A 26662-nucleotide genomic window follows, 5' to 3' on the forward strand; every position below is an offset into this window, starting at 1 on the left:
AGCGTGCGCATAGCGATGATCGGACAGAAGCGCACGGGGTCGCGCGAGGGCGGCGTGGAGGTGGTGGTGACCGAGCTTGCTCGCCGTATGGCGGTGCTCGGCCACGAGGTCACCTGCTACGACCGCTCGGGTACCGACGTCAACGGCAGGCCTGCGCCGAGCGAGCCCTACGAGCTCGACGGCGTCCGCGTGGTGCCGGTCCGTACCATAGATGCCAAGGGCATGGCGGCACTGAGTTCAAGCTATTTTGCTACGCTTGCGGCGATCAAGGACCATCCTGACGTCATTCACTACCACGCCGAGGGCCCTTGCGTCCCGCTGCCGCTCGCGCGTCGCGCGGGAATCCGCACGGTCTCGACCATCCACGGGCTCGACTGGCAGCGTGCCAAGTGGGGCAAGCTGGCGAGCGCCTACATCAAGATGGGGGAGAGGAACGCCGCCCGTCGCGCCGACGAGGTCATCGTGCTCTCCCGCTCGGCCCAGAGCTACTTCAGAGAGGTGTATGGACGTGAGACCCGCTTCATCCCCAACGGCATAGAGCCCAAGGAGCCGCGTCCCGCGCGCGTCATCGCCGAGCGCTGGGGGCTCTCACGAGGCTCTTATGTGCTCTTCCTCGGACGCATCGTGCCCGAGAAGCGCCCCGAGCTTCTCATCAAGGCCTTCCGCGGTCTCGACACCGACAAGCGCTTGGTCATCGCCGGCGGGTCATCGGATACCTCTGAGTACCTTGACGAGATCGAGCGGCTCGCCGCCGGCGACCCACGGATCATCCTGACGGGTTTCGTCCAGGGGGAGGCCCTGGAGGAGCTCTACTCCAACGCCTACTGCTACGTGCTGCCCTCCGACGTGGAGGGCATGCCGATGAGCCTTTTGGAGGCCATGGCGTACGGGCGCTGCTGCGTCACGAGCGACATCCCCGAGTGCGCGGACGTGACCGGGGGGACGGGGATCACGTTCCCCAAGGGAGACGCAGAAGGGCTGCGAGGGGTTCTCGCCTTCCTTCTTGCAAACCCGGAGGAAACCGAGGTGAAAGGCGACTCCGCACGGATGCGCGCCCGCGAATCCTTCGGCTGGGACAACGTCGTTCGCTGGACGCTCGAGCTCTACGGAGGAGATCAGTGAGAGTACTGCTCGTCAACAAGTTCCACTATCGCAAGGGTGGGGCCGAGACGTATTACTTTGAAATCGGCTCTGCCCTTCAGGACATGGGCCATGAAGTTGCCTACTTCTCTATGCACCACCCTAACAATCTTTCGTGCGATCAGGAGAGGTACTTCGTTACCCAGCGCGAGTACAACGACGTTAGAAACCCCTTCAAGGCGGTTGCAGACGGCCTCGCGTTGGTCTACTCGTTTGAGGCGAAGCGCAATTTTCAAGCGCTTTGCGATGACTTCCGCCCAGACGTCATCCACCTCAACAACGTGCACCGGCAGATAACCCTGTCCATTCTGGATGTGCCGTACTTGAATGAGCACCACATCCCAGTGGTCTACACGGCGCATGACTACGTTACCATTTGCCCTGGCTATCTCATGCTTGACGGGCAGGGCAGGGTCTGCGACCGCTGTCTGGAGGACGGGCGCTACCGGCACTGCATCGAGAACAAATGCATCAAGGGTTCTCGTTCCAAGAGCGCGCTTGCAGCTCTCGAGGCTTTCTTCAACCGGTCGAGGCATATGAATGACCGAATTGATCGCGTCATAGCCCCATCGCGCTTCATGGCTGAGAAGCTCTTGGAGGGTGGGTGGCCCGAGGACAAGGTTACTGTTCTGCAAAACTTTGCAAGCGACGCCATTCTCGACCGCGCTCGTACGGGCGGACTGGATCAGACTGATCGAGAACACCCCTACCTTCTCTATTTCGGGCGCATTTCCAAGGAGAAGGGCGTCGGCATGCTTTTGGATGCGTTTCTCGCAGCCATGCCCTTCCTTCAGGGCTGGCGCTTGGTAATCGCTGGAGACGGACCTGAGTTCGGGGCGTTGAAGGATAAGGTCCGCTCGTTAGGCCCTCGCTGCTCCGTCGAGCTTGTCGGCTACCAGAGGAGCGAGAGACTGCAGAACTACGTCGGGCGAGCCTCTCTCGCGGTCACGAACTCCATGTGCCGGGAGAACATGCCGTTCTCGGTAATCGAGGCGTTTGCGGCGGGCACGCCCGTCGTGGGGTCTCGCATCGGCGGCATTCCGGAGCTGGTGTCCGAAGGGGAGACAGGTTTCTTGTGCGAGCCAGGTGACGTCTCATCGCTTACTAAGGCGATTATTCGAGGCGTGTCGTTTTGTGGTGACCTTGACGCGTATCGCGCTATGCAAGGTCGCTGCCGTGACTACGTGGTGGAGAACTGTGACCAAAGTCATTTCATGGAGCGTCTTGTTGAAATATATCAGAAGGAAATCGAAATTAAACGGTGTTAGCGCAGCTTACAGTTGAAAATAAAGATTGGAATTCTTGGATTATCGCGGGTATAAAGAATAACGCTGACTAATACAACGCTTTCTGGGTGATGTTTAGTTCGCACATGTGAAACATATAAGTCTATAGAGTGAATATTGATAAAGTGGCTGATAATATGACTGATAAGAATTTAGAAGAGAAGAAAAAAAAACATATAAGAAGTCTGGAACTTGATGTATATAAACAACTGACCTATTCATTCTTTCTGCTAACGTTCATAGCTAAGGCGTTAACAGATGGAATATTCATTACATTAGGTCAAAAAGGGTTAATTACAAATTCTAAGTATATGGCAATGGGCGGTGTAATTTTTTTTGGCCTGGGCTATATGATAAAAAATCGGAGATTCGATAACTTTTGGAATGAATTTAAGCAATTGTTTGCACTATTTGCAGCTATAGCATTTTTTACGTGTGTGTTAATCATATACAGAAGGAATTATGCAGCATGGCAGATAAGAGATTTATTAAATCTCTTTACGCCAATGATATTTGCATATGTCGTGCTCAACACCCTTGATAGTGGAGATATTGTTAAAGGGATGCGAATAGCATTATATTTTTCAATATGTGGATACGTTATCCAACTAATTTTAAAAGGAACGACTATACAAGAAATTATATCAGCATCAGATTATTCAAAATCGCTTTCGCCCCTTGAGTCTAACGATTTCGCAGCTTTATCAATTATGCTGTGCTTCTTTTTCTGCTATATTCGCGACAATAAAATCGATACAATTGCTTCATTTTTGTTTGCTATAGCTACATTTAAAAGACTTGCAATGATCTTTGCCCTACTCGCCTTTGTTCTTCCAAAAATCATTAATACAAGAAAGGCCATTCCAAGAGGCTATAGATTCTTATTGGTAATTGTTCTTACACTAATAACAATTATATATTTATATCTATTGTTACCATTTAGTCCGGATGTTCAAATCTTTGGCTACAATTTGAAATATCTATCAATGGGAAGAGCTCATTTTCTAACTGAATTATTTATAAACAACTATAAATCTTTTGGCTATGGTTCAGTGGAAGCAACACTGGGTCACAGTCTAGAGATGTATTTGATTCGGCTGTGCTTAGAGCTATCACCTATTGCAGTTATTGTATTTATTACGTGCATGATGAATATTGCATGGACAAATATATACTGTGTAATACTCATAATCTTCCAATTAATCAATTTAATAACAGCAGATTCAATTAGTGCGATATTTGCATGGGAAGTAATGTATATATTGCTTGGTTTAGTTCATGGAACTTGTAAAAATGACACCGGAATTAATTATGCGATTATTGAAATGAATTCTAGAAGAAAGAATTTACCGAGCTAGGAGAATGTATGTTTTCATATATTACAATTTGTACAGACGATACTTACGTTCCAGGAGTAATTGCGCTAAATAAGTCCCTGCACATGGTGGCGTCAAAATATAACCTCAACGTGCTTGTGGATCCTCTTTCTGTGTCAGAAAATTGTATTAGACATTTAAAAAATGCTGATGTATCTGTCATTTTTGCTGAACATGTTGAAATTAATGACTACATTAGAAAACAAAACACACTAAACCAGTCACCTAATTGGAGTAACACTCTTTTCAAATTACGAATATTTGGACTCGAACAATTCGATAAAATAATATATCTAGATTCCGATATGATAATCATTCAAAATATCGATAGTTTATTTTCCCTAGAACATATGACCAGTGTTCAAGCTGGCAATATGTTCGACAATTCTTGGGTTAAGTTAAATTCTGGATTAATGGTAGTACATCCTAAGAAACAACTTGAGGAAGAATTAATCGCGCTTCTATCTAGTGAGTTTCTTAATCAGATGCTTAATGGAAAAGGAATTGGGGATCAGGATGTAATAAATTGGTACTATTCAGATTGGCCACAGATTTCGAAACTTCATTTACCCGAGTCTTATAACCAATTTGTGACATTGTTACCTCAGTACCAACATTATGGTTATTTACATAATTTAAACGATGTCTATGTCCTGCATTATGTTGGAAAAACTAAACCGTGGAATTATGGGCTGTGTGAGTATCTTCATTTGATTGCCAGGGCACTTAGATGGCGATCGATATTAGAGATTAAAGCCGTTTGTATATTTTGGAAGATTATTGGGTAATAGTATGAATACAAGTTCAAGCGTAAAGATACAAAAGAATTTTTATAGAGATATAGATGGGTACAGGTGTATCGCTGCACTTTCAATTATCGCAATGCATGTATATGTTAAAGGCGAGTATACCGATATAGAGCCGTCAATTAGTTTGGCAATTTCGAAACTTGGAATATTTGTAACCCTATTCTTTATAATTAGCGGATTCGGAATGTGCTGTGGGTATTTTGAAAAAATCAAGAATAGCGAAATATCCGTTGAAACATTTTATAGTAGAAGAATAAAAAAAATACTACCATTCTTTTCCTTATTAGTAATTATTGATATTATTGTTGAACGCTTTGCTTCGAGTTCTTTATGGGAGGGCATTGCAAATCTTTCGCTTGTTTTCAATCTATTGCCTGACTTAAACATCCAGGTTATCGGAGTGGGATGGGCGCTCGGTGTAATTTTTCTTTTCTATTTGCTTTTTCCTTATTTTGTGTTTCTTCTTAGTTCAAAACCACGAGCTTGGATTGCTTTTGCCCTGTCTATAATTCTTAGTCTTTCGTGTATATTTTATTTCCATAAGGCCGATGGACAGATCGATGACAGAAGATTTATTTATCAGGCAATGTTTTTTGTGGCTGGTGGGTTACTGTTTCTTTATAGAAATCAAATCGAGGGAATTAGTGGACGAAATTCAATACTTCTTAAAATCCTCTGTATTGGAGTATTGCCGCTGATAGTAATTAGCGTTCCTTCCTGGCTTTCTAACATAAAGCAATTAGTTATATGGATTCCATGGATGATGCTTGCTATTCATAGAGAACATAGATTGTTCACCAATAAATTCACTTCATTTATCAGTCGGATTAGTTTGGAGATGTATTTATCTCATCTATTTATATTTCAAATAGTGAATCTTATTGGAATCCCACATTTGTTTGGATTTGGGATAACGTCGTATATATTCACGTATGTTTTAGTCTTGGTAGGTACAGCTGTGTTTTCCCTCGTTGCTCAAAAAATCATTCAATGTGTATGTGCTGCCGCTTCAAGAAAATAACAATAGTTATGCATTAATCAAAATTAGGAGTTCAAATGAAGGTTTTATTTGTTAACCCGATTTTATATACACCTGAGAATGCTCAGATACCTAAAGTTAATAGCATAGAAGATACGATGGCATGTAGCTTATGCAGAGCATTTGAACGGAAAGGAATTGACGTCACTCTTGCAGCAGCTTCAGAATGGAAACCTTTGCATGATCCAATATGCTCGTATAAAATTATTTGGCTAAAAAGTTATTTCAAGAAGTTTTTTCCTATACATAGGATCCCTGTGAATCTTGGGCTAATTAATACACTGCTTTCAAATAGCTATGACGCCGTTATTTCCAGTGAAGTTTTTTCTATTGATACGTTGATTTGTGTGATATTTGCACGTAAAAAAACAATTATATGGCATGAAATGGCCAAGCACAATCGTATGGGCAAAGGCCTGCTTTCACGTTTTTGGTATAATGTTATTGCAAGAACGTTTATGCGCGGAATTCCAGTGATAGCTAGAAGTGCTCAGGCGCGACAATTTATTTCAAAATACTGCAATAATGTCTCCCCCACAATTATTGAGCATGGTGTTGATTTTGATATATTTTCCTTAGCACAAGGAAAAACTGATACATTTTGCGTTGTTTCGCAACTTATAAAAAGAAAACGTATTGATAAGATCATAATTGCATTCTCCAGGTATCATTACAGCATCAATCAATCATGCAAGCTATATATTATTGGAAGTGGACCAGAGAAAGAAAGTTTAATTCAATTAACTTCTAAACTAGGCATAGCAAATGTAGTGTCCTTTATGGGGCAATTAAATCATTTGAAGCTGCAGCATTATCTTTCAGAAGCTAAAGCTATGCTCGTATATACCGAAAAAGACAATAGTATGATTTCAATCGTTGAATCAATAGCTAGTGGGACGCCCGTTGTCACCACTTCAGTGCCTCTGAATTCATCATATATTCGAATGTATAGTCTTGGGGTTGTCAATGACAATTGGGATGAATCAGATCTAAGAAATATTGACAGCAATTTAAATTTCTACGTTTCAAATTGCTGTCAATATAGAAAAGCAATGTCAACTGATTATAAAGTTAATCAATTTATCAATTGTATCGAAACAGAGTTGAGAATATGAAACGAATAATGGTCGACTGTTATCTGGCTCATAATTTTGGGGATGACTTGTTCTTAATTACCCTTGCATCAAATTTCCCTAAGGTTCAATTTCAAGTAATAGCAAATCAATCTTATAACTTCATAGAAAGGCTTTGTCCCAATATCAATATCTTGCATTGCGTCAATGACAAGTGCTTAAATTTACTGAAGCGGCTTAAGAATAAGCGCGATGAACTATTAATTATTCACAAAGCAGATGCACTTGTCACAATTGGTGGTTCTTTATATATAGAAAAACCCTCAGGTTGTAATCCACGATTGTTAATAGATAAATACCGTAGATATTTTCGAGATGTTGTAAGAGCAAATAATGCAAAGAATTACTATGTTATGGGAGCAAATTTCGGCCCATACTCCTCTAAGTCTTTCCTTAGGTTCTATACTCGCTTCTTTGAAAAATTCTGTGAAGATGTATGTTTCCGCGATAGATTCTCTGCTAATCAATTCTCTAGTGTAACTAATGTTAGATATGCCCCTGATATTTTGTTTGGAGCGGGATTGCCTAATGTCTCAAAGCGACATCAGGTATTTATTTCGGTCATTGATCTACAGAATTGTGATCATTTCGGTAGACTTTCTGAAAAATGTGAAGCATATGAACAAATGATTCTGGAATATATCAAACGATATGCCGATATAGAGTATAAAATAATACTATGTTCTTTTTTTGGGTCTGATGGGGATTCTTTGGCAGTAAAGAGAATTTCTGTCAAAGCTAGTGAAGCTAATATTTCTATCCAAGAATTGTATTATACAGATAATATAGAAGAGATTTTAAGCGAAATTTCTATGTCAGAGATTGTAATAGGTACAAGGTTTCATGCTACGGTTATCGGCTTAGCTGCTGGGGCTGCAGTAGTACCTATTATTTACAGCACAAAGACTTTGCACGTGTTGGATGATTTGGGGTTCAATCGAAGGAATACGATTGATCTCAGTAGTGATGAATGGTTATCCTTAGATTTGAACACGTTGCCTGACCCGCTAACTTTCAACGTTGATCGAGAAAAAGCCCTTTCAAAATGCCAATTCTCTGCACTCAGTAAGTTTATTGAATCTAGCGAATAGCATAAGTTTGCATAGAAGACTAAGGTGAACGATAAAAAGATGAACGATAAAATCATTAGCATCATAATACCCGTATACAACACTGAGAAAGATTACTTACGAAAATGTTTAGAGCCATTTCTTTTGAATGAAGACCCACGAATTGAAATTGTCGTTGTCGATGATGGTTCAAATTCGGAAACGGCTGCATTGCTTTCAAATATGACTTTCGGTTGTGTAAATCAACTTAAGATTGTTCACAGGGCTAATGGTGGCCAAAATGCAGCTAGAAATACGGGCATAAATGAAGCAATCGGAGAATATATAGAATTTCTCGATAGCGATGACTATATTGATTGGAATTCACAACTGGAAATAATTCGCGTTCTTGAGATTTACCATCCTGACTTACTTTCTTTTCGCGCTCAACAAATGAGTGCTTCAGGTAAAACAATATGTACTTGGGGTCCGGTAGCTGAAGGAGAAGCTTATCGAGAAATCTCAAAAAGCGAAATGTTGATGGAGTGTTCATCGTTATGGATGCAGATATATAAGCGCAGTATATTTCGACAGTATGAGATCAACTTGATAGAAAGCATATATATAGGTGAAGATATTGCTGCAGTTGTCCCCCTCATTCTAGCTTCAAAGACGCTCGGAGTTGTCGATAGTATCCTTTATCACTTTGTTGAAAGACCGACCAGTGTCACTCATAAGGTAAATACGAATCGTTTACTCGACATATTGAAAGCTTTTGAATCCATTATTTCTTGGATGAATCAGAATGCTAATATTTGTGAATTCGATTATAAGGAATCGATGTCCTTAGTTGAGAGGCTCGCCATTAAGCACGTTTGTTTTGCAGGGATTGCTAGGGCGGTAGAGTGGGATGGACCTTGCTCGACGGCTATTCCTAAATTGTTATCATGGATGGAACTACATTTTCCCAACTGGAGGAATAACTCCTTGTTTAAATCTGATCCTACTATGCACCATTTAAATTACTACTTGATATTAAATGGTTACTACAGAACATATCTCCTGTTCTTAAAAACAAAGCGTAAAATTAAGTGCCTATTTTTTAGGTGATCTTATTAGTTTCGACCTTTCTTACTGTTTTATGTATTGGGTTGCTTTATGGGAAAATATAAATATTTATTATTAAATACAGGCTTATTTGCTTTAAACTCATTTGCCACTAAATTCATATCATTCTTTTTAGTGCCGCTATATACATCCTGTATGTCGGCAGCCGAATACGGCCTTACTGATATGGCAACTACTGTAATCTCTCTTTTGCTTCCTATTGTCACATTAAATATCTCAGATGCAGCAATTCGGTATATCGTCGAGGATTCTTCCAACGGAGAGAAATATGCTTTCTGGTCTTTTCTTATTACGGGACTATCTGTACTTGCAATTTCGATATTCTCCCCATTACTGGATCTAGAAGTCTTTGGTGGGCTTGGACTATATAAGGCTTGGTTTGTTTTAGATTATGCGGCATATTCATTTATGAACTTATGTGGGGAGATTTCACGCGGTTCTGGCAAAATAAAAATCATTCCTATATGCGCCGTTGTTTCATCGCTGGTTACTCTTATGTGTGCAGTGGTTTTTATTGCTGCTTTAGGTCTAGGAATTATTGGATATTTCATATCTATTTCAGTTGGGCCAATGTTTGCGATTGGCATATACCTTACTATTGGTGACATTGGTAAGGCCGTTATACATGGGGCTAAGACAACACTTCAAGAAGGAAAGATTTCGCTTCGCGAGACCCTTTCCCCAATGGTAAATTACGCGCTTCCATTAATTCCAAATTCGCTATTTTGGTGGCTTGGAACCTCGGTCAATCGATTTTTTATTACAGGAATGTTGGGAATTTCTGCATCGGGCATGTTTGCAGCAGCTGGAAAAGTCCCCGGACTTCTTAACACCGCCTATGGGATATTTCAACAGGCTTGGCAGCTCTCGTCGTTTCAGGAAGCCGGTGAAAAAGGAATCTCAGATTTCTTTTCGACGATTTTTAGAACAATGGCTGGAGCGCTAACAATATTATGTGCGTCTCTCTCTTTATTGTCCCCTGTTTTGGCGAGTATTTTGCTTAAAGGTGAAACATACGGTTCGTGGCCGATGATCCCTCTTCTTCTATTTGCGAATCTACTAAATATATTTAATTCATATTATGGAACTGTTTATACCTCAACGATGAATACAGCTTACATTATGAGAACAACAGTATTTGGGGCAGTTTCTTGCGTAATATTTACTCCTATATTGATAACTGTGTTCGGTATCATTGGCGCCTGTTTTGCTTCTATTATTGGCCAAGGCATTGTTTTCGCATTACGTGCCAGGGATTCTCGAAAATATATTGCTTTTGATCCAAGTTGGAAGACGCTCATTCCTACAATGTTTATATTGATGCTGCAAGCTCTGTTGACAGCTGTTCAATTTCCAGAGTGGACGATTATCTCAACGGTGTGTTTACTATTGGTAGCTCTTATTCAAGGCATTGAGCTGTTCGGTATTTTTAAAAATTTATTCAAACGTTTTCTATGCAAACGCTTCTAAACCACTTTGGAGATAGGGATCACGTGGCGTTCCCCCTCTCCCAGTAGCCCATGTCGTAGCGCGGGACGGCGAACAGGGCCCTCCCGGGCGTCCGGTAGCGGCCGGAGAGGCACAGCCGCCGCACGGCCTCCCGGGCGCCTCCGCCCGCCCTGCGCACGCGCTCGAGCCAGCAGAACCATGCGAGGTAGAGCGGCAGCCTCCTGGTCGACGCGCCGTTCATCCCGCCGAGGAAGCCCTTGAGTGAGTAATCGCGCCTGTTAGCACCCTCGGTATCGCGATTCGGCACCGCTCCATCCATCGCCCGATATTGCCGTTCGGCACCAGCCGTATTCCCGTTCGGCACCGCCTCCGCCTACGCTCGGCTCGCCATGCAACCGAGAGAGAAGGAGGCAAGACATGGCGAGGAAGATTAGGGCCAGGGAGGTCCTGCGACTGCTCGAGTCGGGCATGTCGCGAAACGCGATCGCGAGGTCGCAGGGAATGTCGAAGCACAGCGTCCAGGCGGTGTCCGAGGCCGCCGAGGCGGCGGGGATCGGCTGGGCGGAGGCCGAGGGGATGTCGGATGCGGAGGTCTACGCCGCGCTCTTCCCCGAGAAGGTCCGCGACCGGGACGTCTACCCGGACCCCGACTGGGAGCGCGTGCACCGCGAGCTCGCCCGGGTCGGGGTCACGCTCAAGCGGCTGCACGAGGAGTACCGCGACGAGCAGGGGTCGAAGGGCGAGCCCTTCATGTCCTACGACCGCTTCTGCAAGCGCTACCGCGAGTTCACGGTGAGGAAGCAGGTCGTGAGCCGCGTCGGGCACAGGGCCGGCAGGATTCTTGAGGTCGACTGGGCGGGGCCGACGATGTCGCTCGTCGACCCCGCCACGGGCGAGGTCTCCAAGGTCTTCCTGTTCGTGGCCTGCCTGCCCTTCAGCCGCCTGTCCTACGTCGAGCCTACGCTGGACATGAGAGAGGATACATGGCTTCGCTGCCACGTGCACGCGTTCGCCTACACGGGCGGCTCGACGCCCTGCATAGTGCCCGACAACCTCAGGACCGGCGTGAGGGCCCACCCGCGCGAGGGCGAGGTCGAGCTGAACGAGGCCTATCGCGAGATGGCCGCCCACTACGGCTCGGCGGTGATGCCGGCGCGCGTCGCGACGCCACGCGACAAGCCGAGTGCCGAGAACGAGGTGTGGCAGGCCGCCCTGGAGATCATCGCCGCGCTGCGGGACGAGGTCTTCACCGATTTCAACCAGCTCAAGAGGGCTGTGGCGGAGAAGCTTGTGTATTGCGCGTCTGAATGAACGGCGCACCATGAGCCGTCGAGCGCCGTTCCGTTGAGTACTGCACTTAGTTAGTACCAGCGTTCTGCAAAAGCGGTACCGGCGTTCCACGCAGACGGTACCACGCGACGGTACCTGCGGGCACCAAGTTCTACATCAACGGCAGCGAGATCGACGTGACCGACGAGGCGGAGCCTTCGCTTCTGTTCGACGACGTCGTGAACTCCGACAACACCGAGGGCGCGGGCGCGTATCGCACCGCGCTGCGCGACCGCGCGACCGAGGTCCTTCACCTCGGGGACATCGACAAGTCCCGCCTCAACTTCCAGGAGCGCTATCTCGATCTTGTCGACGCCAACAACGCCAACGTGTGGCTGCGCGCGAGCGAGGACGTGACGGCTTACTGGCCCTATCCCGAGGGCACCGACAGCGACACCGAGTTCCGCCTTGTGCACTTGGAGGGCCTGCACCGCGAGATGGGCACCGACGACGTCATCGACAGCATCGAGAGCGCGAACGCCGTTGAGGTCGACGTGACCAAAACCCCGGATGGCATCCGCTTCACCACGGACGGGTTCTCGCCCTTCGTGCTCGTCTGGACGAGTTCCGAGGAGCCGGACACGCCGGATACCCCCGACAAGCCGGGTGACCCGGGTAATCCAGATGACCCTGACGATCCGGATACGCCGGATGACCCGTATGTTCCCGACAACCCGACCGAGCCCGGGCAGCCCGCCGGTCCCGGCGAACCTTCAGGGAGCATTCCCCAGGCGGGTGATGTCTCCGGCGTGATTAGCATCGTGGCGGCGGCCGGAGCCGCGCTTACGGGTGCCGGCGCGGTCATCTGGAAGCGCCGCCGGTAGTCATCGGTGAGCGCATCTGCCCCGGTATGCCGGGGGCGGGCCCCTGTTCCCTTCTCCTGTTGGCATCGGAAGGGCCTGCCCCCATCCGGCATCGGAGTCGTTCCAATTCGACAGCTGCTCGGCCCCATGACAAGGCGGCGGTCCCTCTTCCAGGGCCGCCGTCTTCTTCGTTTTGGCGCGCTCACGCTTAACACCCGCACGGCTTTGTGTCGCTTCCATGGCCTGTGCCCGACGTTCAGGGTGCGGGCTTATTCTTTGGCCGCCTTACGGAAGGGGCAGATGGTATGGATGACGTGCGAGATGGAGTGGGGCGGGTCGATGAGGGCGCGGTGTGGTTGCATCAGGGGCGGTATTCTGTTCATCGCGCCCTCACTCAGGGGTGTACCGGACGACTTCGGCTTGGCGAACCCCAGCCGCCCGAACCGTGTGCTCATGCGCCGCGACCGGCACGCGCCACCCACTAAAACATCGACCCGGCTGCTAATATGGGGCTATCGAGTCCTGCGGGAGGTGCACGCATGCTGCTTTATCATGGATCAAAGCATGGGATAGAGGGCGATATCATGCCCTTGAGTCGTGATCGATGCGATTTTGGCAGCGGCTTTTATATGGGAACGGATGTCCTTCAGCCCCTGACGCTCGTATGTGGCTATGAAGATGCGCATATCTATACGCTCGATGTCGACATGAGCGGCCTATCCGTTATCCGGTTTGATTCGGATTTGGATTGGGCACTTTATATCGCCTACAACCGCGGTCGTCTTGAACATGTGCGGGATTCGAAGCTCTATCATCGCGTCTCTCATCTCGCAGACGGCGCCGATGTCATCGTCGGAAGTATTGCCAACGACCGCATGTTCGTCGTGTTCGATCGATTCGTTACAGGCCAGCTGACGGATACCGCTTTAATCGCATGCCTGTCCGCACTGAACATCGGGGACCAGTATGTCGCGAAAACCGAGCTGGCATGTCGCAGGGTTCGCGTCGTCGAGGACCGCTGTCTGAGCGAAGCCGAGCGCGCGGAATTCGCCGCCATGAGTTTCGAGAACCGCAAGCTCGGCGTTTCGATTGCCGACCGCATCGCGCGCCAGCATCGGCGCGACGGTAGGTATTTCGACGAGATCGTCGGTGGTGAGGACGCATGATGCTCGATTCGCTTTCGCTTCAGCTGTGCGATATCCAGGGAAGGCTTTTTGCGCTCGCCTGCGAGCAGGGGTGTGCGAGCGTCCCGTTTGTCGAGGCGTTCATGCGCGGGAAAACCGCTGAGGCGCTCGACCGGCCGTACGACCGGGCCCAGTGGATGGGGGAGGAGTACCTCTTCGAAGAGGTCGATGAAGCGGCGGGTGGTCTGCCTCGCACGGATGGCATCTTGGCCGAGGATGTCATGTACTGGATGGGTTACACCTACCGCTACTGGCACTTCTATACCGGTGAGTCGAGTTGCGACATGTACGCTGTGGCAGATGTGCATGTGATGGCGCGCGTGTACCCGGGTTTCCATACGCTAGATGTCGAGGTGGCTATCGACCGCCTGCGGCAGATGGCTGCCGAGGGTTCCGACGAGGGGTCGGGTTCGGCAGAAGCATGAGCACCCCTCGCAATGGGCATGGCGCTGCGCCACCCCTGACGGAATATCATGATGTTCCGTCAGGGGTAAGCGCTTTTATCTGGGAAGATGCCGTTTTGAGGTCCGGAACATCATGATATTCCGGAAGGCCTCCAGCGGTAGTGGGCGATACAGTCGTGCGAAAGGCGCGGCGCGCCGTCGCGTCTGTCCTCATCGGGGACGGGGCTGTTTGGTGCCATCGGGGCGCGCTCGCGCCCCGATGGCACCAAACAGCCCCGTCCCCGATGAGGACGACCTGATCGATTGTGTGCAATTTGTATGGGTGACACGACCGAAATCGACCGCTTACGGAGATGTACTACCCATTTCACCTGCATATGCTATGATTGGCACGCAATTGAAGCTGTAACGTGAAAGGAGTGCGGGTCCGCCCGCGCTTCTTTTTTGTTTGGGGAGGTGTTGCATGGTCAAAAGTGCGCTCGAGCAGCAGATCATCGATGCGCTGGAGGCGGTCGCCCCGGCTCACGGCATCGACGTCGTGGATGTCGAGATCGTGGGTGCGACGAAGGCCCCCTGCGTCCGCGTGCGCATCGACCGGGCGGATGGCGATCCCATCTCGCTCGATGAGGTTACCGCGCAGAGCAGTTGGGTAAGCGAAACCGTGGAGGGTCTCGACCCGATCGCGGGCTCCTACACGCTCGAGGTCTCGAGTCCGGGCATGGCGCGCCCGCTGCGCCGGCCCCAGGACTTCGTCCGCTTCACGGGCGAGGCGGTCGAGCTCACGACCACGGCCGTGGAGGGGCGGCGCCGCTACAAGGGCACCATCTCCGCCGTCGACGAGTCGTGCGTGACACTCGCACTCGAGGATGACGACCAGACCGTGACGATTCCCCATGACGAGATCAAGAAGTGCACCTTGAAGCCGGTCTATGACTTCAAGGGCGGAAAGGGTGGCAAGTAATGGCATCGGAGATGATGGAAGCTCTCATGGCGCTGTGCCAGGAGAAGCATATCGACCAGCTCTACCTCATCGACAGGCTCGAGCAGTCGCTCGCCAAGAGCTATGCCGAGATCCTGCACCTCGACTGGGGTGCGAAGGTCACGATCGACCGCGCCACCGGCAAGATCTACGTCTACAAGCTCATTCCCATCGACGACTCCATGGACGAAGAGGGCAACTACACCGAGTTCGAGGAGATCGACGTCACCCCGAAGGACACCTCCCGCATCGCCGCGCAGCACGCGAAGGCCGAGATCAACGCCATCGTGCGCAACTCCGCGCGCGAGCAGATCTACGAGGAGTTCTCGAGCCGCATCGGCGACATCATCACCGGCACGGTGCTGCAGTCCACGCCCGACTTCACGATCGTGAAGATCCGCGAGGGCGTGGAGGCGGAGCTGCCCCACTTCGACCTGCGCCGTTACGAGAACGAGCGCAACGAGCGCCCGCAGGGTGAGCGCTACATGCACAACCAGCGCATCAAGGCCGTCATCATCGACGTGCGCGACCCGAACTCCACGCTGCCGCCGGTCCGCGGCGAGCACTCCCGTCCGCCCATCGTCATCTCCCGTACGCACCCGGCGCTCATCCGCCGTCTGTTCGAGCTCGAGGTGCCCGAGATCTACGAGGGCACCGTCGAGGTCATGTCCATCGCCCGCGAGCCCGGCCAGCGCTCCAAGGTGGCCGTCCGCTCGCTCGACGACCGCCTCGACCCGGTGGGCGCCTGCGTCGGCCCGAAGGGCAGCCGCGTGCGCACCGTCGTCTCCGAGCTGCGCGGCGAGCGCGTCGACGTCATCCTGTGGGATGCGGACCCTGCCGCCTACGTGGCCAACGCCCTGTCGCCCGCGAAGGTGACCCGCGTGCTTATCGACGAGGAGAAGAACTACGCCGGCGTCATCGTGCCCGACGACCAGCTGTCGCTCGCCATCGGCAAGGAGGGCCAGAACGCCCGTCTCGCCGCGCGCCTGACCGGCTGGCACATCGACATCAAGAGCGAGTCGCTCGCCGCCGACATCCTGCGCAACGTCCCCGTCGCGCCTGCGGTGCCCGAGGTCGAGGACCTGCTCGACGACGATGAGCCCGAGCGCTGCGCGTATGTGTCCGAGTCCGGCGTCCGCTGCCGCAACCAGGCCCGTCCCGGTTCGCGCTACTGCGGCGTCCACGACCCGGAGGACATGGGCGACCACGACGCCTTCGAGGATGCCGAGGACCTCATCTAACGGGTAGCGCGCCCGAGGTTTGCGGGCGCACCCGAAGAGTCGGTACCCGTTGAGATTGATGCTGGGCGATTGCGCCCGAGAGGTAGGTGATTGGCATATGGCGAAGGTTCGTGTATCCAGCCTGGCCAAGGAATTCGGAATGACGTCCAAGGAGCTGCTCGAGCAGCTCGCGGAGATGAAGATCCCCGCGAAGTCGGCCTCGAGCGCCCTTGAGGACGCGTATGTGTCGATGGTGAAGAAGAAGCTCGCGCCCGTGCTCGAGGCGCGCGCCGCCGAGATCGAGGCCGCCCGTCGCGCCGAGGAGGAGGCGACCGCCGCCGAGGAGGCCGCGAAGGCCGCCGCCGCCGAGGCCGAGCGCATCGAGGCCGAGCGCCGTCGCGAGGAGGAGCGCCGCCTGTCGCAGGCCGCGCAGGCTGCCGAGGAGGCCGCCCGCGCTGCTGCCGCCGAGGCCGAGCGCGCCGAGCGCGAGCGTGCCGAGGAGGCCCGCCGCCAGGCTGAGCTCGAGGCGAAGCGCCGCGCCGTCCCGGCGTCCGACTCCGGTTCGCGCTTCCGGTCGCTCCTCGACCAGATCGCGCAGCAGGAGGTCGTGCTGAAGGAGAAGAAGGAGGCCGAGGGCAAGAAGAAGGCCGAGGGCGATACCCATCGCGCCGATCGCGGCCGCGGCCGTAAGCACGAGCGTGCCGCCTCCGAGGCGCCTGCTCGCTCGCGCCGTTCCAACAACGCGCCCGCCGTGCCCGCCGGCATGGACGTGCCGGCGCCCGAGAAGGCCGGCCGCAACAACAAGAAGCGCCGCGGCGGCGCCTCCGAGACGCATGGCGACCACTACTCCCGCATGGCCCGCGAGGCGGAGGAATACAGCCGCGAGCGCGTGCTCGAGGAGGCCCGTGCCGCCGTCGCCGAGGCGTCGCGCGAGTCCACCGGCCGCCGCAAGAAGCGCAAGGAGAAGCGCGAGCGCGAGGCAGCGCAGATGCGCGAGGAGAAGAAGCTCGAGGAGGCTATCGCCAAGGGCGTGAACCCCGAGGACCTCGACGCCGTGCGCGTCTCCCAGGGCGTGACCGTCCAGGAGCTCGCCGAGGCGCTCGACGTCTCCGCCAACGACATCATCAAGCGCCTGTTCCTGCTGGGCACCCCGCTCACCATGACGCAGTCCATGTCCGATGACCTCGTCGAGCTCGTGGCCGACGACCTCGGCCGCCAGATCAAGATCGTCACGCCGGAGGAGGAGAACTCCTTCAGCTTCTACGACGACCCGGCCGACCTGAAGCCGCGCCCGCCCGTGGTTACCGTCATGGGCCACGTCGACCACGGCAAGACGTCGCTGCTCGACGCCATCCGCCACACCGGCGTGGCGAGCCACGAAGCCGGCGGCATCACCCAGCACATCGGCGCCTCCCAGGTCACCATCAACGGCCGTCAGATCACCTTCGTCGACACCCCGGGCCACGAGGCGTTCACCGCCATGCGCGCCCGCGGCGCCAAGATCACCGACGTCGTCGTGCTGGTCGTGGCCGCCGACGACGGCGTCATGCCGCAGACCGTCGAGGCCATCAACCACTCCAAGGCCGCCGGCGTCCCCATCGTCGTGGCCGTCAACAAGTGCGATAAGCCCGATGCGAACCCCGACCGCGTGCGCCAGGAGCTCGTCGAATACGGCGTCATCCCGGAGGAGTGGGGCGGCCAGAACATGTTCGTGAACGTGTCCGCCCGCCAGAAGACCGGCATCGACGACCTGCTCGAGACGATCCTGCTCCAGGCCGACGTGCTCGAGCTCAAGGCGAACCCCGATACGTTCGCCTCGGGCTACATCATCGAGGCCAAGCTCGACCGCGGCCGCGGCCCGGTCGCCACGGTGCTCGTGAACCGCGGCACCCTGCGTGTGGGCGACTCGCTCGTCGCCGGCATGAGCTACGGCCGCGTGCGCGCCATGCTCGACCAGCACGGCAACAACGTGAAGGAGGCCAAGCCGAGCGACGCCGTCGAGATCCTCGGCCTGAACTCGGTTCCCGCCGCAGGCGACGAGTTCCGCGTCTTCGAGGACGAGCGCGACGCCCGCGACCTCGCCGAGCAACGCTCGCTCAAGGCCCGCATCGAGGAGCAGAACAAGGTCAAGCACGTCACGCTCGAGACCCTGTTCTCCGAGATGAGCGAAAACGAGCTCGCCGAGCTCAACCTCGTCGTCAAGGCCGACGTCCAGGGCTCCATCGAGGCGCTCGCCGACGCGCTCGGCAAGATGGACCAGTCCGAGGTCCGCATCAACATCATCCACTCCGCCGTCGGCGCCATCACCGAGACCGACGTCGTGCTGGCCGCCGCATCGAACGCCATCATCATCGGCTTCGGCGTCCGCCCGCAGGGTAAGGCCCGCGACCTCGCGGAGAAGGAGAACGTGCAGATCAAGACCTACTCCATCATCTACAAGGCCATCGAGGACATCGACGCGGCCCGCGTCGGTCTGCTCAAGCCCACCGAGGAGGAGGTCCGCACCGGCGAGGCCGAGGTCCGCGAGACGTTCCGCGTGCCCAAGGTCGGCCTCATCGCCGGCTGCATGGTCACCGAGGGCGAGATCGAGCGCTCCGACTCGGTGCGCGTCGTGCGCGACGGCGTCGTGGTGTTCGACGGCTCGTTTGCCTCCATGCGCCGCTTCAAGGACGACGTCAAGTCCGTCAAGGCCGGCTACGAGTGCGGTCTGGGCATCGAGAAGTTCCAGGATATCAAGGTCGGCGACATTCTCGAGGCCTACAAGGTCGTCGAGGTCGCCCGTACGGAGTAGGTGGTAGATGTGAAGCAGACCGCCGCAACCCGCCGCACCGGCGAGCAGCTTCGCGAGAAGCTCGGCTACATCCTGCTGTTCGAGATCTCCGATCCCAGGCTCGACCTCGTGACCCTCACGGGCACCGAGGTGAGCGTCGACCGCACGTACGCCCGCGTGTACGTGTCATGCGAGCCCGAGCGCTACGCCGAGGTCCTCGAGGCCCTGGATAGCGCCCGCGGCCGCATCCGCAGCCTGCTCGCCCGCTCGCTCGACTGGCGCGTCGTGCCCGAGCTCGATTTCAGGATCGACCGCTCGACCGACGAGGCCGAGGCCATCGCCCGCGCGCTCGAGAACGTGCCGGCGACCATGGACGTCGAGAAGGACGAGGACGGCTACCCCGTGGCGCCCGCGGACGATGAGGCGGACGCCGGGGATTCCCTAGATGTCGACCAGGAGGCACATCTCGATGAATAGCTGCTGTGCGAGCATCCCGTCTGAGACGCTCCACGATTATCGACGCATCCTCGAGCTCATCGAGGATGCGTCCTCCATCGCCATCTCGGGCCACACCTCGCCCGACGGCGATGCCTTAGGCTCGGTGCTCGGCCTCGGCCTGGCGCTTTGTGCCCGCTATCCGGAGAAGGACATCGCGTTTCTTCTGGCCGATCGCGGGTGCGTACCGCGCATCTACCGCTTCATGGAGGGCGCAGACCGCCTCATCCCGGCGGCCGAGTACCCGCTCGACCCGGACCTGTTCATCTCGGTGGACTGCCCGGTCGTCGAGCGTCTGGCCGATTCCGCCGCGGTGCTCGCGCGTGCGCGGCACGTCGTGTGCTTCGACCACCATCCGGCACGCGAGGAGTTTGCCGAGGTCAGCGTGCGCTTCGTGAGCGCGGCGGCGACGGCGGTCATCATCGACGAGTTCCTGCGCGCCTGCGAGATCCCCATCTCGAGCGGTATCGCCACCTGCCTGCTCTGCGGGCTTGTGACCGATACGGGGCGCTTCCAGTACCAAAACGCCGACCCGGCCGCCTTCGCGTGCGCCGCGCGCCTGGTGGATGCGGGGGCCGAGCCCTCGGTCGTCGCGCTCGAGGTGTACCAGAGCCAGCGGCTCGAGTACCTGAAGCTCGAGAGCCTCGTCATGGGGCGCATTCACACGGTGGCCAACGGCCGCGTGGCCTACAGCTACGCCTACGCCTCGGACCTCACGTCGCTGCATGTCACGCCCGATGAGTGCGACGGCCTCGTGGACGTCGTCCGCGCCGTCCAGGGGGTGGAGGTCTGCCTGTTCGTGAAGGAGACCGAGCGCTGCCGCGAGGTGCGCGGCAACCTGCGCTCCAAGTGCGACCTGGACGTCTCCGGGGTCGCGGCGCATTTCGGCGGCGGCGGCCACGCCGCGGCGGCGGGCTTCACCTACGAGGGCAGCATCGTCGAGACGCTCTCCGACGCCCTGCCGATGCTCTGCGAGCTCGTGGGCGAGGACCCCACCGGCCTGCGCGTCGAGCTCTAGCGGGGATGCGCATGGCACGTCGCACACCAAGCACAATCAATCTTCTGCTCGCGGTCAACAAGCCCGTGGGCATCACGTCGCACGACGTCGTGGCGCGCGCCCGCCGTGCGCTCGGTGAGCGCCGGGTGGGGCACGCCGGCACGCTCGATCCGCTCGCCTCGGGCGTGATGGTGCTCGGCGTCGGGCAGGCGACCCGTCTGCTTGGCCGCGTGACGCTCGATACGAAGCGCTACCTGGCAGACATCGCGTTCGGCTTCGAGACGAATACCGATGACGCCGAGGGTGAGCCCACGCGCACCGTCGCGCCGGCACCCGAGCTGTTCTTGGAGGAGACGGCCCGCTGCGCCCTGGCTGCTAGCGTGGGCGTGCAGTCGCAGGTCCCGCCGGCGTTTTCCGCCATCTCGGTCAACGGCGTGCGCGCCTACAAGCGCGCCCGCGAGGGGGGCGACGTCGATCTGCCCGCGCGCGAGGTCATCGTGCACGAGGCCGACCTCATCGCCGTCACGGAAGTCGACGGCGCGCCCGTCTGGACGGTCGCCTACACCGTGAGCAAGGGGACCTATATCCGCGCGCTGGCGCGCGACCTGGGTCGCGCGGTCGGCGGTGCGGCGCATATCGCCTCGCTCTGCCGGACCGCATCGGGCTGCGTGGCGCTCGCATCGTGCGCGGCGCTCGACGAGCTTTCGCCCGCGTACGCGCGCGACCATATGCTCGATCCCGTGCGCGTGCTCGGGTGCGCCGCCATCGAGGTGCCCGAGCGCCATGTGGAGGACATCCGCTGCGGACGGCGCCTGCCGAGCGCATTGATCGGGCAGGCCACGGCTCCGGTGGGGGAGGGCGACCCGGTCGCGCTGGTGCGCGCAGGCGAGCTTCTCGCCATCGGTTGCATCACGGGCGGGCGTCTCGCCATGTCCGATGTCTTCCCGCAGCCCATCGAGGGCGTATGCCTATGATGCCTGCAACAAGCGAACTGCGCCGCATCTTTCTGCTGGATGATGGCGGCGCCCCTGTCGTTCGTCTCGACGGGCATCCGACGGCGCGGCGCGCGCCCGCCGTCGTTGCCATCGGGGCGTTCGACGGTTTTCATATCGGCCACCAGGAGCTCGTCGCGAAGACGGTCGCCGACGCGCGCGAGCACGGCGTGGCCGCCTACGTGGTGACCTTCGACCCCGATCCCGACTGCGTGGTGGGGCCCGGCTCGGCGAAGCGCCTGCTGACAACCGACGACCGCCTGGCGATGCTTGCGGCATCGGGCGTCGACGGCGTGGCGGTCGTGCCCTTCACGCCCGCGGTCGCCCACCTCGATCACGCCTCGTTCTTCGAGCGCTTCCTGGCGCCCGTCCTCGACGTGCGCGCCGTCCACGTGGGGGCCGACTTCCGCATGGGCGCGGGCGGCGCCTCGGACGTGGATGCGCTGAGGAGCTGGGGCAGCGAGCGCGGCGTGGCGGTATTCGGCCACCATCTCGTGTCTGCCGACGGCACCGTCGTGTCCGCGACGCGGATCCGAGGCCAACTCGCGTCCGGCGAGGTGGAGGCCGCCGCCTATGAGCTGGGGCGCCCCTACGTCGTGCGCGGGCGCGTGGTGGCCGGTCGCGGCCAGGGCACGCACATGGGCTTTCCCACGGCGAACATCGAGGTGAGCGCCGCGATGCAGATGCCCGCCGACGGCGTTTACGCGGGCCTCGCCCTCGTGGACGGCACCGTGTGGCCCGCCGCGGTGAACGCCGGGCTTCCGCCCACGTTCGCCACCGCGGCGGGCTCGGCGCATCTGGAGGCGAACCTCATCGGGCTTACAGCCAACGTGCGCGGCAGCACCATCGCGCTCGCGTTCACGCGGTTCATCAGGCCCTCGCGGGTCTTCGCGTCGCAAGACGAGCTCATTGCGACCGTTCTGGCCAATATCGATCAGATCCGCACGCAGTACGGGGGAAGCGGGGTGCGCATCGCATGATTTCCGATGAGGACAAGGACCGCGTCCGAGCGGCGACCGATCTGGTGCAGCTCGTCCAGGAGACGGTCGAGCTCAAGCCGCGCGGGCAGGAGTTCTGGGGCTGCTGCCCGTTTCACGGCGAGAAGACCCCGTCGTTCCATGTGATCCCCGCCACCCAGGTGTGGCACTGCTTCGGGTGCGGCGAGGGCGGCGACTGCTTCACCTACGTCATGAAGCGGGAGAACCTCTCGTTTCCCGAGTCCATCCGCTATCTCGCCGACCGCGCCGGCATCGAGATCGCCGACGACGTCGCAGCGGGCGCCCGTCGGGGGACGAAGCGCTCGCGCATCATCGACGTATGTGAGGAGACCTGCTCGTTCTATCACACGATGCTCATGCGCGGCAAAGACGGCCGCGGCCGCGAGTACTTCGCATCCCGCGGGCTCGGCTCGGGCGTGTGCCAGCGCTACCGGCTCGGGTTCGCTCCGGGGCGCGGCGCGCTCGTGTCGCACCTGTCGAGCGCGGGCTTCACGCCCCGCGAGATGGTCGACGCCAACGTCGCCATCCGCCGCGACCGCGGCGGACTGTCCGATCGCTTCTACGAGCGCGTCATGTTCCCCATCTTCGACGAGCAGGGGCGCTGTATCGCCTTCGGCGGGCGCATCATGGGCGCCGGCGAGCCGAAGTACCTGAACACCGCCGAGACCCCCGTCTTTCACAAGAAGCGCAACCTCTACGGCTTCAACTGGGCGAAGGAGCATATCGTCGCCGCGAACGAGGCCGTGGTGGTCGAGGGCTACACCGACGCCATCGGCTGCTGGGAGGCGGGCATCAAAAACGTCGTGGCGACGCTCGGCACGGCGCTGACCGAGCACCACGTGAAGACGCTCGCGCGTTTCGCCAAGCGCATCGTGTACCTCTTCGACGGCGACGCCGCCGGCCAGAAGGCGGCCGAGCGCGCCATCCAGTTCGTGGAGCACGGTTCGATCGATTTGCGCTGCGTCATCCTGCCGGATGACCTCGATCCGGCCGACTTCATCGCGTCCCGCGGCGGCGAGGAGCTGCGCGGGATGCTCGATCGCGCCGAGCCCCTGCTCGATTTCGTGTTCCGCAAGCTCGAGGACAGAAGCGACACCTCCACGCCGGGCGGCCGCGCGCGGGCGCTCGAGGATGCGCTTCGGCTCATCTACCCCCTGCGCGACAGCTACATGATCGACACGTACTACATGCAGATCGCCGACCGCGTGGGCGCCGATGCCGATATGGTCCGCCAGGCGGCACCGCGGGTGTTCCGCACGGTGGAGGCCGAGGAGCGCACGAGGCGCGAGCGCGAGCGTCGCTACGCGGGGGCGCGCCAGCAGCAGGGGGGTGCCCGTGGCGGCGCCGTCGCGCGCGAGGACGATGAGTTTTCCGAGGAGCCCTACGACTACCTGCCCGCGGAGGCGGGAGAGATGCCGGGGGAGCCAGCCGCGCCTGCACGCGCCGCCGCGGCTGCCCCGCAGGTGCTCACCGACCTCGAGCGCCGCTCGCTTGCCGGCGAGCGCGAGCTGCTCTGCCTGCTCACGAGCTATCCGGACAGCTTCCGGCCGTTCGCCGACCGCATCACCGAGATCGACTGGGTCGATGCGCGCGGCGAGGCCATCGCCTGGGCGGTGCTTGCCACCCCGGAGGGATCGGCGGTCCCCGACGTCATGAGCGCGGTGCGCGCCGTCTGCCCGGAGGCGCCCCAGCTCGTGAGCGCGGGCACGATTGCGGTCACGAGCGCGCACCCGACGGAGACCAACATCGAGTTTCTGCTCGACACGCTGGAGCTCTACACGGTGCGCCGGCGCATGAAGGCTGCGCAGGCCCGCCTGCGCAGCGACCGCAGCCTGACCTCGGAGGTGCGGCGCGAGATGGCCATCCAGGCGACGCGCGACGCCGCGCGCGTGCGCGAGCTCGAGCGCGCTGTCGAGGGCGTGGCAGATCCGTTCCGCACGATGGATGCCGCGCAGGGCGGTACCACGTGATAAGGCCGCCTACCGGGATCTGTTGCGTGAACGAGTATGCGGTATGCAGTGCGTTTGCCGTCCATGGGGATAATCCTTGACGCACGAACAGATTTCGGCTAGGCGGGTATAGAACGTTGTGCTAAAGTAATGTGTCCTATGTCATGAAGGGAGAATCTGTGCCTAAAAAGACCGAAAACGCGGCTCAACTCGATAGCTACATCGAGAAGCTCTTGGACCAGGGGTCGACCACCGGCACCGTGACCGAGGATGACATCCAGGTCATGCTAAAAGATGTCGATGTAACCGATGCACAGCTTAACTCCGTTTACCGCAGCCTGAGGGATCGCGGCGTGGAGGTCGTCTCCGCCGCCGAGGACGACGACTCGGCGCTCGGTGTGGACGATACCGACGATGTGCTCGATGATGATGAGCTCGGTGACGAGAGCATCGAGGACCATGAGATCAAGGTGGCCAAGAACGCCGATGCGGAGATGGCGTCGACCAAGACGAAGCGCAAGTCCCGCGTGCGCACCTCGCGCTCGCGTTCGCGCGCCCGCGGCATCGATGCGTCCACGGTCATGCTCACTGGCGACCCGGTCCGCATGTATCTGAAGGAGATCGGCAAGGTCGACCTGCTGACCGCTGCCGACGAGGTCGACCTCGCCATGAAGATCGAGGCCGGTCTCGATGCGACGAGCAAGCTCGAGGCGGCTGACCGCGGCGAGATCGAACTCACCCGCGCCGAGATGCGCCGCCTGACCCGCGTCGAGCAGGTCGGCCTCGAGGCGAAGCAGGCGCTCATCTCCGCGAACCTGCGTCTGGTGGTCTCCATCGCCAAGCGCTACGTCGGCCGCGGCATGCTGTTCCTCGACCTCATCCAGGAGGGCAACCTCGGCCTCATCCGCGCCGTCGAGAAGTTCGACTACGAGAAGGGCTTCAAGTTCTCCACCTACGCCACGTGGTGGATCCGCCAGGCCATCACGCGTGCCATCGCCGACCAGGCCCGCACCATCCGCATCCCGGTGCACATGGTCGAGACCATCAATAAGCTCGTGCGCGTTCAGCGCCAGCTGCTGCAGGATCTTGGCCGCGACCCGACGCCCGAGGAGATCGGTGCCGAGATGGACATGAGCGCCGACCGCGTGCGCGAGATCCAGAAGATCTCCCAGGAGCCGGTCTCGCTCGAGACGCCCATCGGCGAGGAGGAGGATTCCCAGCTCGGCGATTTCATCGAGGACTCCAACGCGGAGGTTCCGCCCGATGCCGCGAGTTTCTCGATGCTGCAGGAGCAGCTCACCCAGGTGCTCGATTCGCTTGCGGACCGCGAGCGCAAGGTCATCGAGCTGCGCTTCGGTCTCGTCGACGGCCATCCCCGCACGCTTGAGGAGGTTGGACGCGAGTTCGGCGTCACCCGTGAGCGCATCCGCCAGATCGAGTCCAAGACGCTGGCGAAGCTCCGCCATCCGAGCCGCTCGAGCAAGCTCAAGGACTACATCGAAAGCTAATGCCCTGTGCCCCCGATACCCTCGGGGGCACATTTGTCTCCATCGGGGACGGGGCAGTTCGGTGCCACCGGGGCGCGAGCGCGCCCCGGTGGCACCGAACTGCCCCGTCCCCGATGGAGACAAAGCGTCTTGTGCGGCCTGCCGCATCCGGGAGGTTGGTTTGCGTCCCGATGTTGCTCTCTATTGACGGTATTAGGTCCGCCGCAGGAGCAGCGCGCGTTACACCCATCCATCGGGGCGGAAAAGCCCTGTTGAGCACGCGTTGAAACAGCCGTCTTCACGTGTGGCGAGGCTCCGGGTGCCTAATATCGGAGATAGATGGCATCGGGAGGGCGATCGTCCGCCGTGGTGAGCGGCCGCTTCAGGCGCGGGGCACGGGTACCTGGCACTGGCCTCTCGATGGGGGCACGCACGGACGTGCGGGACCCATGCCGCTGGGGGAGAGCCGAGGTTCTCACCGTACCCGAGACGAAGCTGAGGGTGCCCGACACGAAAAAGCCCCGCCGGGTGACCGGCGGGGCTGAAACGTTCTGGCTCCTCGAGTAGGACTCGAACCTACAACAACGCGGTTAACAGCCGCGGGCTCTACCATTGAGCTATCGAGGAATCTCGGTTGCCTGTTCGC

General features: G+C 57.0%; 23 protein-coding genes and 1 tRNA gene. 22 read left to right on the forward strand and 2 right to left on the reverse strand.

Annotated features, from left to right (window positions below):
* The first annotated feature begins 3 nt into the window (after window positions 1-3).
* The 9 genes from H6A21_RS05985 (at window position 4) to H6A21_RS06025 (ending at window position 10430) form a co-directional block, all read left to right on the forward strand.
* Window positions 4-1122 carry a glycosyltransferase gene (locus tag H6A21_RS05985; RefSeq protein ID WP_204561338.1) on the forward strand — a complete coding sequence of 373 codons (1119 nt, stop codon included), beginning with the start codon at window positions 4-6 and terminating at the stop codon, window positions 1120-1122.
* Window positions 1119-2408, forward strand: a complete 1290-nt coding sequence (locus tag H6A21_RS05990) for a glycosyltransferase (protein WP_204561340.1) — start codon at window positions 1119-1121, stop codon at window positions 2406-2408. The genes H6A21_RS05985 and H6A21_RS05990 overlap by 4 nt, the downstream gene beginning before the upstream one ends.
* 155 nt (window positions 2409-2563) lie before the next feature.
* Window positions 2564-3784, forward strand: coding sequence for a hypothetical protein (locus H6A21_RS05995; RefSeq protein WP_204561342.1), 1221 nt, complete (start codon window positions 2564-2566; stop codon window positions 3782-3784).
* An 8-nt stretch (window positions 3785-3792) separates the two neighbouring features.
* Complete coding sequence (locus tag H6A21_RS06000) at window positions 3793-4590, forward strand: glycosyltransferase (RefSeq protein WP_204561344.1); 798 nt, start codon at window positions 3793-3795, stop codon at window positions 4588-4590.
* Window positions 4591-4594: 4 nt separating this feature from the next.
* Window positions 4595-5632 carry an acyltransferase family protein gene (locus H6A21_RS06005; RefSeq protein ID WP_204561345.1) on the forward strand — a complete coding sequence of 346 codons (1038 nt, stop codon included), beginning with the start codon at window positions 4595-4597 and terminating at the stop codon, window positions 5630-5632.
* Window positions 5633-5667: 35 nt separating this feature from the next.
* The gene (locus H6A21_RS06010; RefSeq protein ID WP_204561347.1) at window positions 5668-6765 is read left to right on the forward strand and encodes a glycosyltransferase family 4 protein; all 1098 of its coding nucleotides are present in this window, start codon (window positions 5668-5670) and stop codon (window positions 6763-6765) included.
* 8 nt (window positions 6766-6773) lie between these two features.
* Window positions 6774-7874: a polysaccharide pyruvyl transferase family protein gene (locus H6A21_RS06015; RefSeq protein WP_204561349.1), complete on the forward strand. Its 1101-nt coding sequence runs from the start codon at window positions 6774-6776 to the stop codon at window positions 7872-7874.
* Between the two features lie 39 nt (window positions 7875-7913).
* The gene (locus tag H6A21_RS06020; protein WP_204561350.1) at window positions 7914-8942 is read left to right on the forward strand and encodes a glycosyltransferase family 2 protein; all 1029 of its coding nucleotides are present in this window, start codon (window positions 7914-7916) and stop codon (window positions 8940-8942) included.
* 48 nt (window positions 8943-8990) lie between these two features.
* On the forward strand, window positions 8991-10430 hold the full coding sequence (locus H6A21_RS06025; RefSeq protein ID WP_204561352.1) for a lipopolysaccharide biosynthesis protein: 1440 nt from the start codon (window positions 8991-8993) through the stop codon (window positions 10428-10430).
* Window positions 10431-10449: 19 nt separating this feature from the next.
* Here H6A21_RS06025 and H6A21_RS06030 read toward each other — a convergent pair whose 3' ends face one another.
* A complete protein-coding gene (locus H6A21_RS06030; protein WP_204561354.1) occupies window positions 10450-10716 on the reverse strand; it encodes a hypothetical protein in 267 nt (88 codons plus the stop codon).
* A 110-nt stretch (window positions 10717-10826) separates the two neighbouring features.
* On the opposite strand from H6A21_RS06030, the gene istA reads away from it, so the two are divergent.
* The 13 genes from istA (at window position 10827) to rpoD (ending at window position 26037) form a co-directional block, all read left to right on the forward strand.
* Window positions 10827-11720, forward strand: a complete 894-nt coding sequence (gene istA, locus H6A21_RS06035) for an IS21 family transposase (protein WP_204561356.1) — start codon at window positions 10827-10829, stop codon at window positions 11718-11720.
* A gap of 155 nt (window positions 11721-11875) precedes the next feature.
* A complete protein-coding gene (locus H6A21_RS10935) occupies window positions 11876-12562 on the forward strand; it encodes a hypothetical protein (protein WP_239462697.1) in 687 nt (228 codons plus the stop codon).
* A gap of 518 nt (window positions 12563-13080) precedes the next feature.
* Window positions 13081-13707, forward strand: a complete 627-nt coding sequence (locus H6A21_RS06045; protein WP_204561358.1) for a DUF3990 domain-containing protein — start codon at window positions 13081-13083, stop codon at window positions 13705-13707.
* Window positions 13707-14150 carry a hypothetical protein gene (locus tag H6A21_RS06050; protein ID WP_204561360.1) on the forward strand — a complete coding sequence of 148 codons (444 nt, stop codon included), beginning with the start codon at window positions 13707-13709 and terminating at the stop codon, window positions 14148-14150. Before H6A21_RS06045 ends, H6A21_RS06050 begins: the two co-directional genes overlap by 1 nt.
* Before the next feature lie 442 nt (window positions 14151-14592).
* Window positions 14593-15090: a ribosome maturation factor RimP gene (rimP, locus tag H6A21_RS06055; protein ID WP_204561362.1), complete on the forward strand. Its 498-nt coding sequence runs from the start codon at window positions 14593-14595 to the stop codon at window positions 15088-15090.
* Complete coding sequence (nusA, locus tag H6A21_RS06060; RefSeq protein WP_204561364.1) at window positions 15090-16349, forward strand: transcription termination factor NusA; 1260 nt, start codon at window positions 15090-15092, stop codon at window positions 16347-16349. The genes rimP and nusA overlap by 1 nt, the downstream gene beginning before the upstream one ends.
* 97 nt (window positions 16350-16446) lie before the next feature.
* The gene (infB, locus tag H6A21_RS06065) at window positions 16447-19119 is read left to right on the forward strand and encodes a translation initiation factor IF-2 (RefSeq protein WP_204561366.1); all 2673 of its coding nucleotides are present in this window, start codon (window positions 16447-16449) and stop codon (window positions 19117-19119) included.
* Between the two features lie 9 nt (window positions 19120-19128).
* Window positions 19129-19575 (forward strand): 30S ribosome-binding factor RbfA, encoded by a 447-nt coding sequence (gene rbfA / locus H6A21_RS06070; protein WP_204561367.1) that lies wholly within the window; start codon window positions 19129-19131, stop codon window positions 19573-19575.
* Window positions 19568-20611, forward strand: coding sequence for a DHH family phosphoesterase (locus H6A21_RS06075; RefSeq protein ID WP_204561369.1), 1044 nt, complete (start codon window positions 19568-19570; stop codon window positions 20609-20611). Before rbfA ends, H6A21_RS06075 begins: the two co-directional genes overlap by 8 nt.
* Window positions 20612-20622: 11 nt before the next feature.
* Complete coding sequence (gene truB, locus H6A21_RS06080) at window positions 20623-21564, forward strand: tRNA pseudouridine(55) synthase TruB (protein ID WP_204561370.1); 942 nt, start codon at window positions 20623-20625, stop codon at window positions 21562-21564.
* Window positions 21555-22562 (forward strand): riboflavin biosynthesis protein RibF, encoded by a 1008-nt coding sequence (ribF, locus tag H6A21_RS06085; RefSeq protein ID WP_239462698.1) that lies wholly within the window; start codon window positions 21555-21557, stop codon window positions 22560-22562. Before truB ends, ribF begins: the two co-directional genes overlap by 10 nt.
* Window positions 22559-24550 (forward strand): DNA primase, encoded by a 1992-nt coding sequence (gene dnaG / locus H6A21_RS06090; RefSeq protein ID WP_204561372.1) that lies wholly within the window; start codon window positions 22559-22561, stop codon window positions 24548-24550. The genes ribF and dnaG overlap by 4 nt, the downstream gene beginning before the upstream one ends.
* 143 nt (window positions 24551-24693) lie before the next feature.
* Window positions 24694-26037, forward strand: a complete 1344-nt coding sequence (gene rpoD / locus H6A21_RS06095) for an RNA polymerase sigma factor RpoD (protein WP_204561374.1) — start codon at window positions 24694-24696, stop codon at window positions 26035-26037.
* Between the two features lie 531 nt (window positions 26038-26568).
* On the opposite strand, the gene H6A21_RS06100 is transcribed toward rpoD, so the two are convergent.
* A tRNA-Asn gene (locus tag H6A21_RS06100) sits at window positions 26569-26643 on the reverse strand.
* Window positions 26644-26662 lie beyond the last annotated feature (19 nt).

The sequence above is a fragment of the Collinsella tanakaei genome, assembly GCF_016902615.1.
GTDB lineage: Bacteria > Actinomycetota > Coriobacteriia > Coriobacteriales > Coriobacteriaceae > Collinsella > Collinsella tanakaei_A.

Excerpts from the sequence above, each read along its gene's own strand:
- H6A21_RS05995 (WP_204561342.1), top strand. The coding sequence starts at position 2,564 with ATGACTGATAAGAATTTAGAAGAGAAGAAAAAAAAACATATAAGAAGT.
- H6A21_RS06000 (WP_204561344.1), top strand. The coding sequence starts at position 3,793 with ATGTTTTCATATATTACAATTTGTACAGACGATACTTACGTTCCAGGA.
- H6A21_RS06005 (WP_204561345.1), top strand. The coding sequence starts at position 4,595 with ATGAATACAAGTTCAAGCGTAAAGATACAAAAGAATTTTTATAGAGAT.
- H6A21_RS06010 (WP_204561347.1), top strand. The coding sequence starts at position 5,668 with ATGAAGGTTTTATTTGTTAACCCGATTTTATATACACCTGAGAATGCT.
- H6A21_RS06015 (WP_204561349.1), top strand. The coding sequence starts at position 6,774 with ATGGTCGACTGTTATCTGGCTCATAATTTTGGGGATGACTTGTTCTTA.
- H6A21_RS06020 (WP_204561350.1), top strand. The coding sequence starts at position 7,914 with ATGAACGATAAAATCATTAGCATCATAATACCCGTATACAACACTGAG.
- H6A21_RS06025 (WP_204561352.1), top strand. The coding sequence starts at position 8,991 with ATGGGAAAATATAAATATTTATTATTAAATACAGGCTTATTTGCTTTA.
- istA (WP_204561356.1), top strand. The coding sequence starts at position 10,827 with ATGGCGAGGAAGATTAGGGCCAGGGAGGTCCTGCGACTGCTCGAGTCG.
- H6A21_RS06045 (WP_204561358.1), top strand. The coding sequence starts at position 13,081 with ATGCTGCTTTATCATGGATCAAAGCATGGGATAGAGGGCGATATCATG.
- H6A21_RS06050 (WP_204561360.1), top strand. The coding sequence starts at position 13,707 with ATGCTCGATTCGCTTTCGCTTCAGCTGTGCGATATCCAGGGAAGGCTT.
- rimP (WP_204561362.1), top strand. The coding sequence starts at position 14,593 with ATGGTCAAAAGTGCGCTCGAGCAGCAGATCATCGATGCGCTGGAGGCG.
- nusA (WP_204561364.1), top strand. The coding sequence starts at position 15,090 with ATGGCATCGGAGATGATGGAAGCTCTCATGGCGCTGTGCCAGGAGAAG.
- infB (WP_204561366.1), top strand. The coding sequence starts at position 16,447 with ATGGCGAAGGTTCGTGTATCCAGCCTGGCCAAGGAATTCGGAATGACG.
- H6A21_RS06075 (WP_204561369.1), top strand. The coding sequence starts at position 19,568 with ATGAATAGCTGCTGTGCGAGCATCCCGTCTGAGACGCTCCACGATTAT.
- truB (WP_204561370.1), top strand. The coding sequence starts at position 20,623 with ATGGCACGTCGCACACCAAGCACAATCAATCTTCTGCTCGCGGTCAAC.
- ribF (WP_239462698.1), top strand. The coding sequence starts at position 21,555 with ATGCCTATGATGCCTGCAACAAGCGAACTGCGCCGCATCTTTCTGCTG.
- dnaG (WP_204561372.1), top strand. The coding sequence starts at position 22,559 with ATGATTTCCGATGAGGACAAGGACCGCGTCCGAGCGGCGACCGATCTG.
- rpoD (WP_204561374.1), top strand. The coding sequence starts at position 24,694 with ATGAAGGGAGAATCTGTGCCTAAAAAGACCGAAAACGCGGCTCAACTC.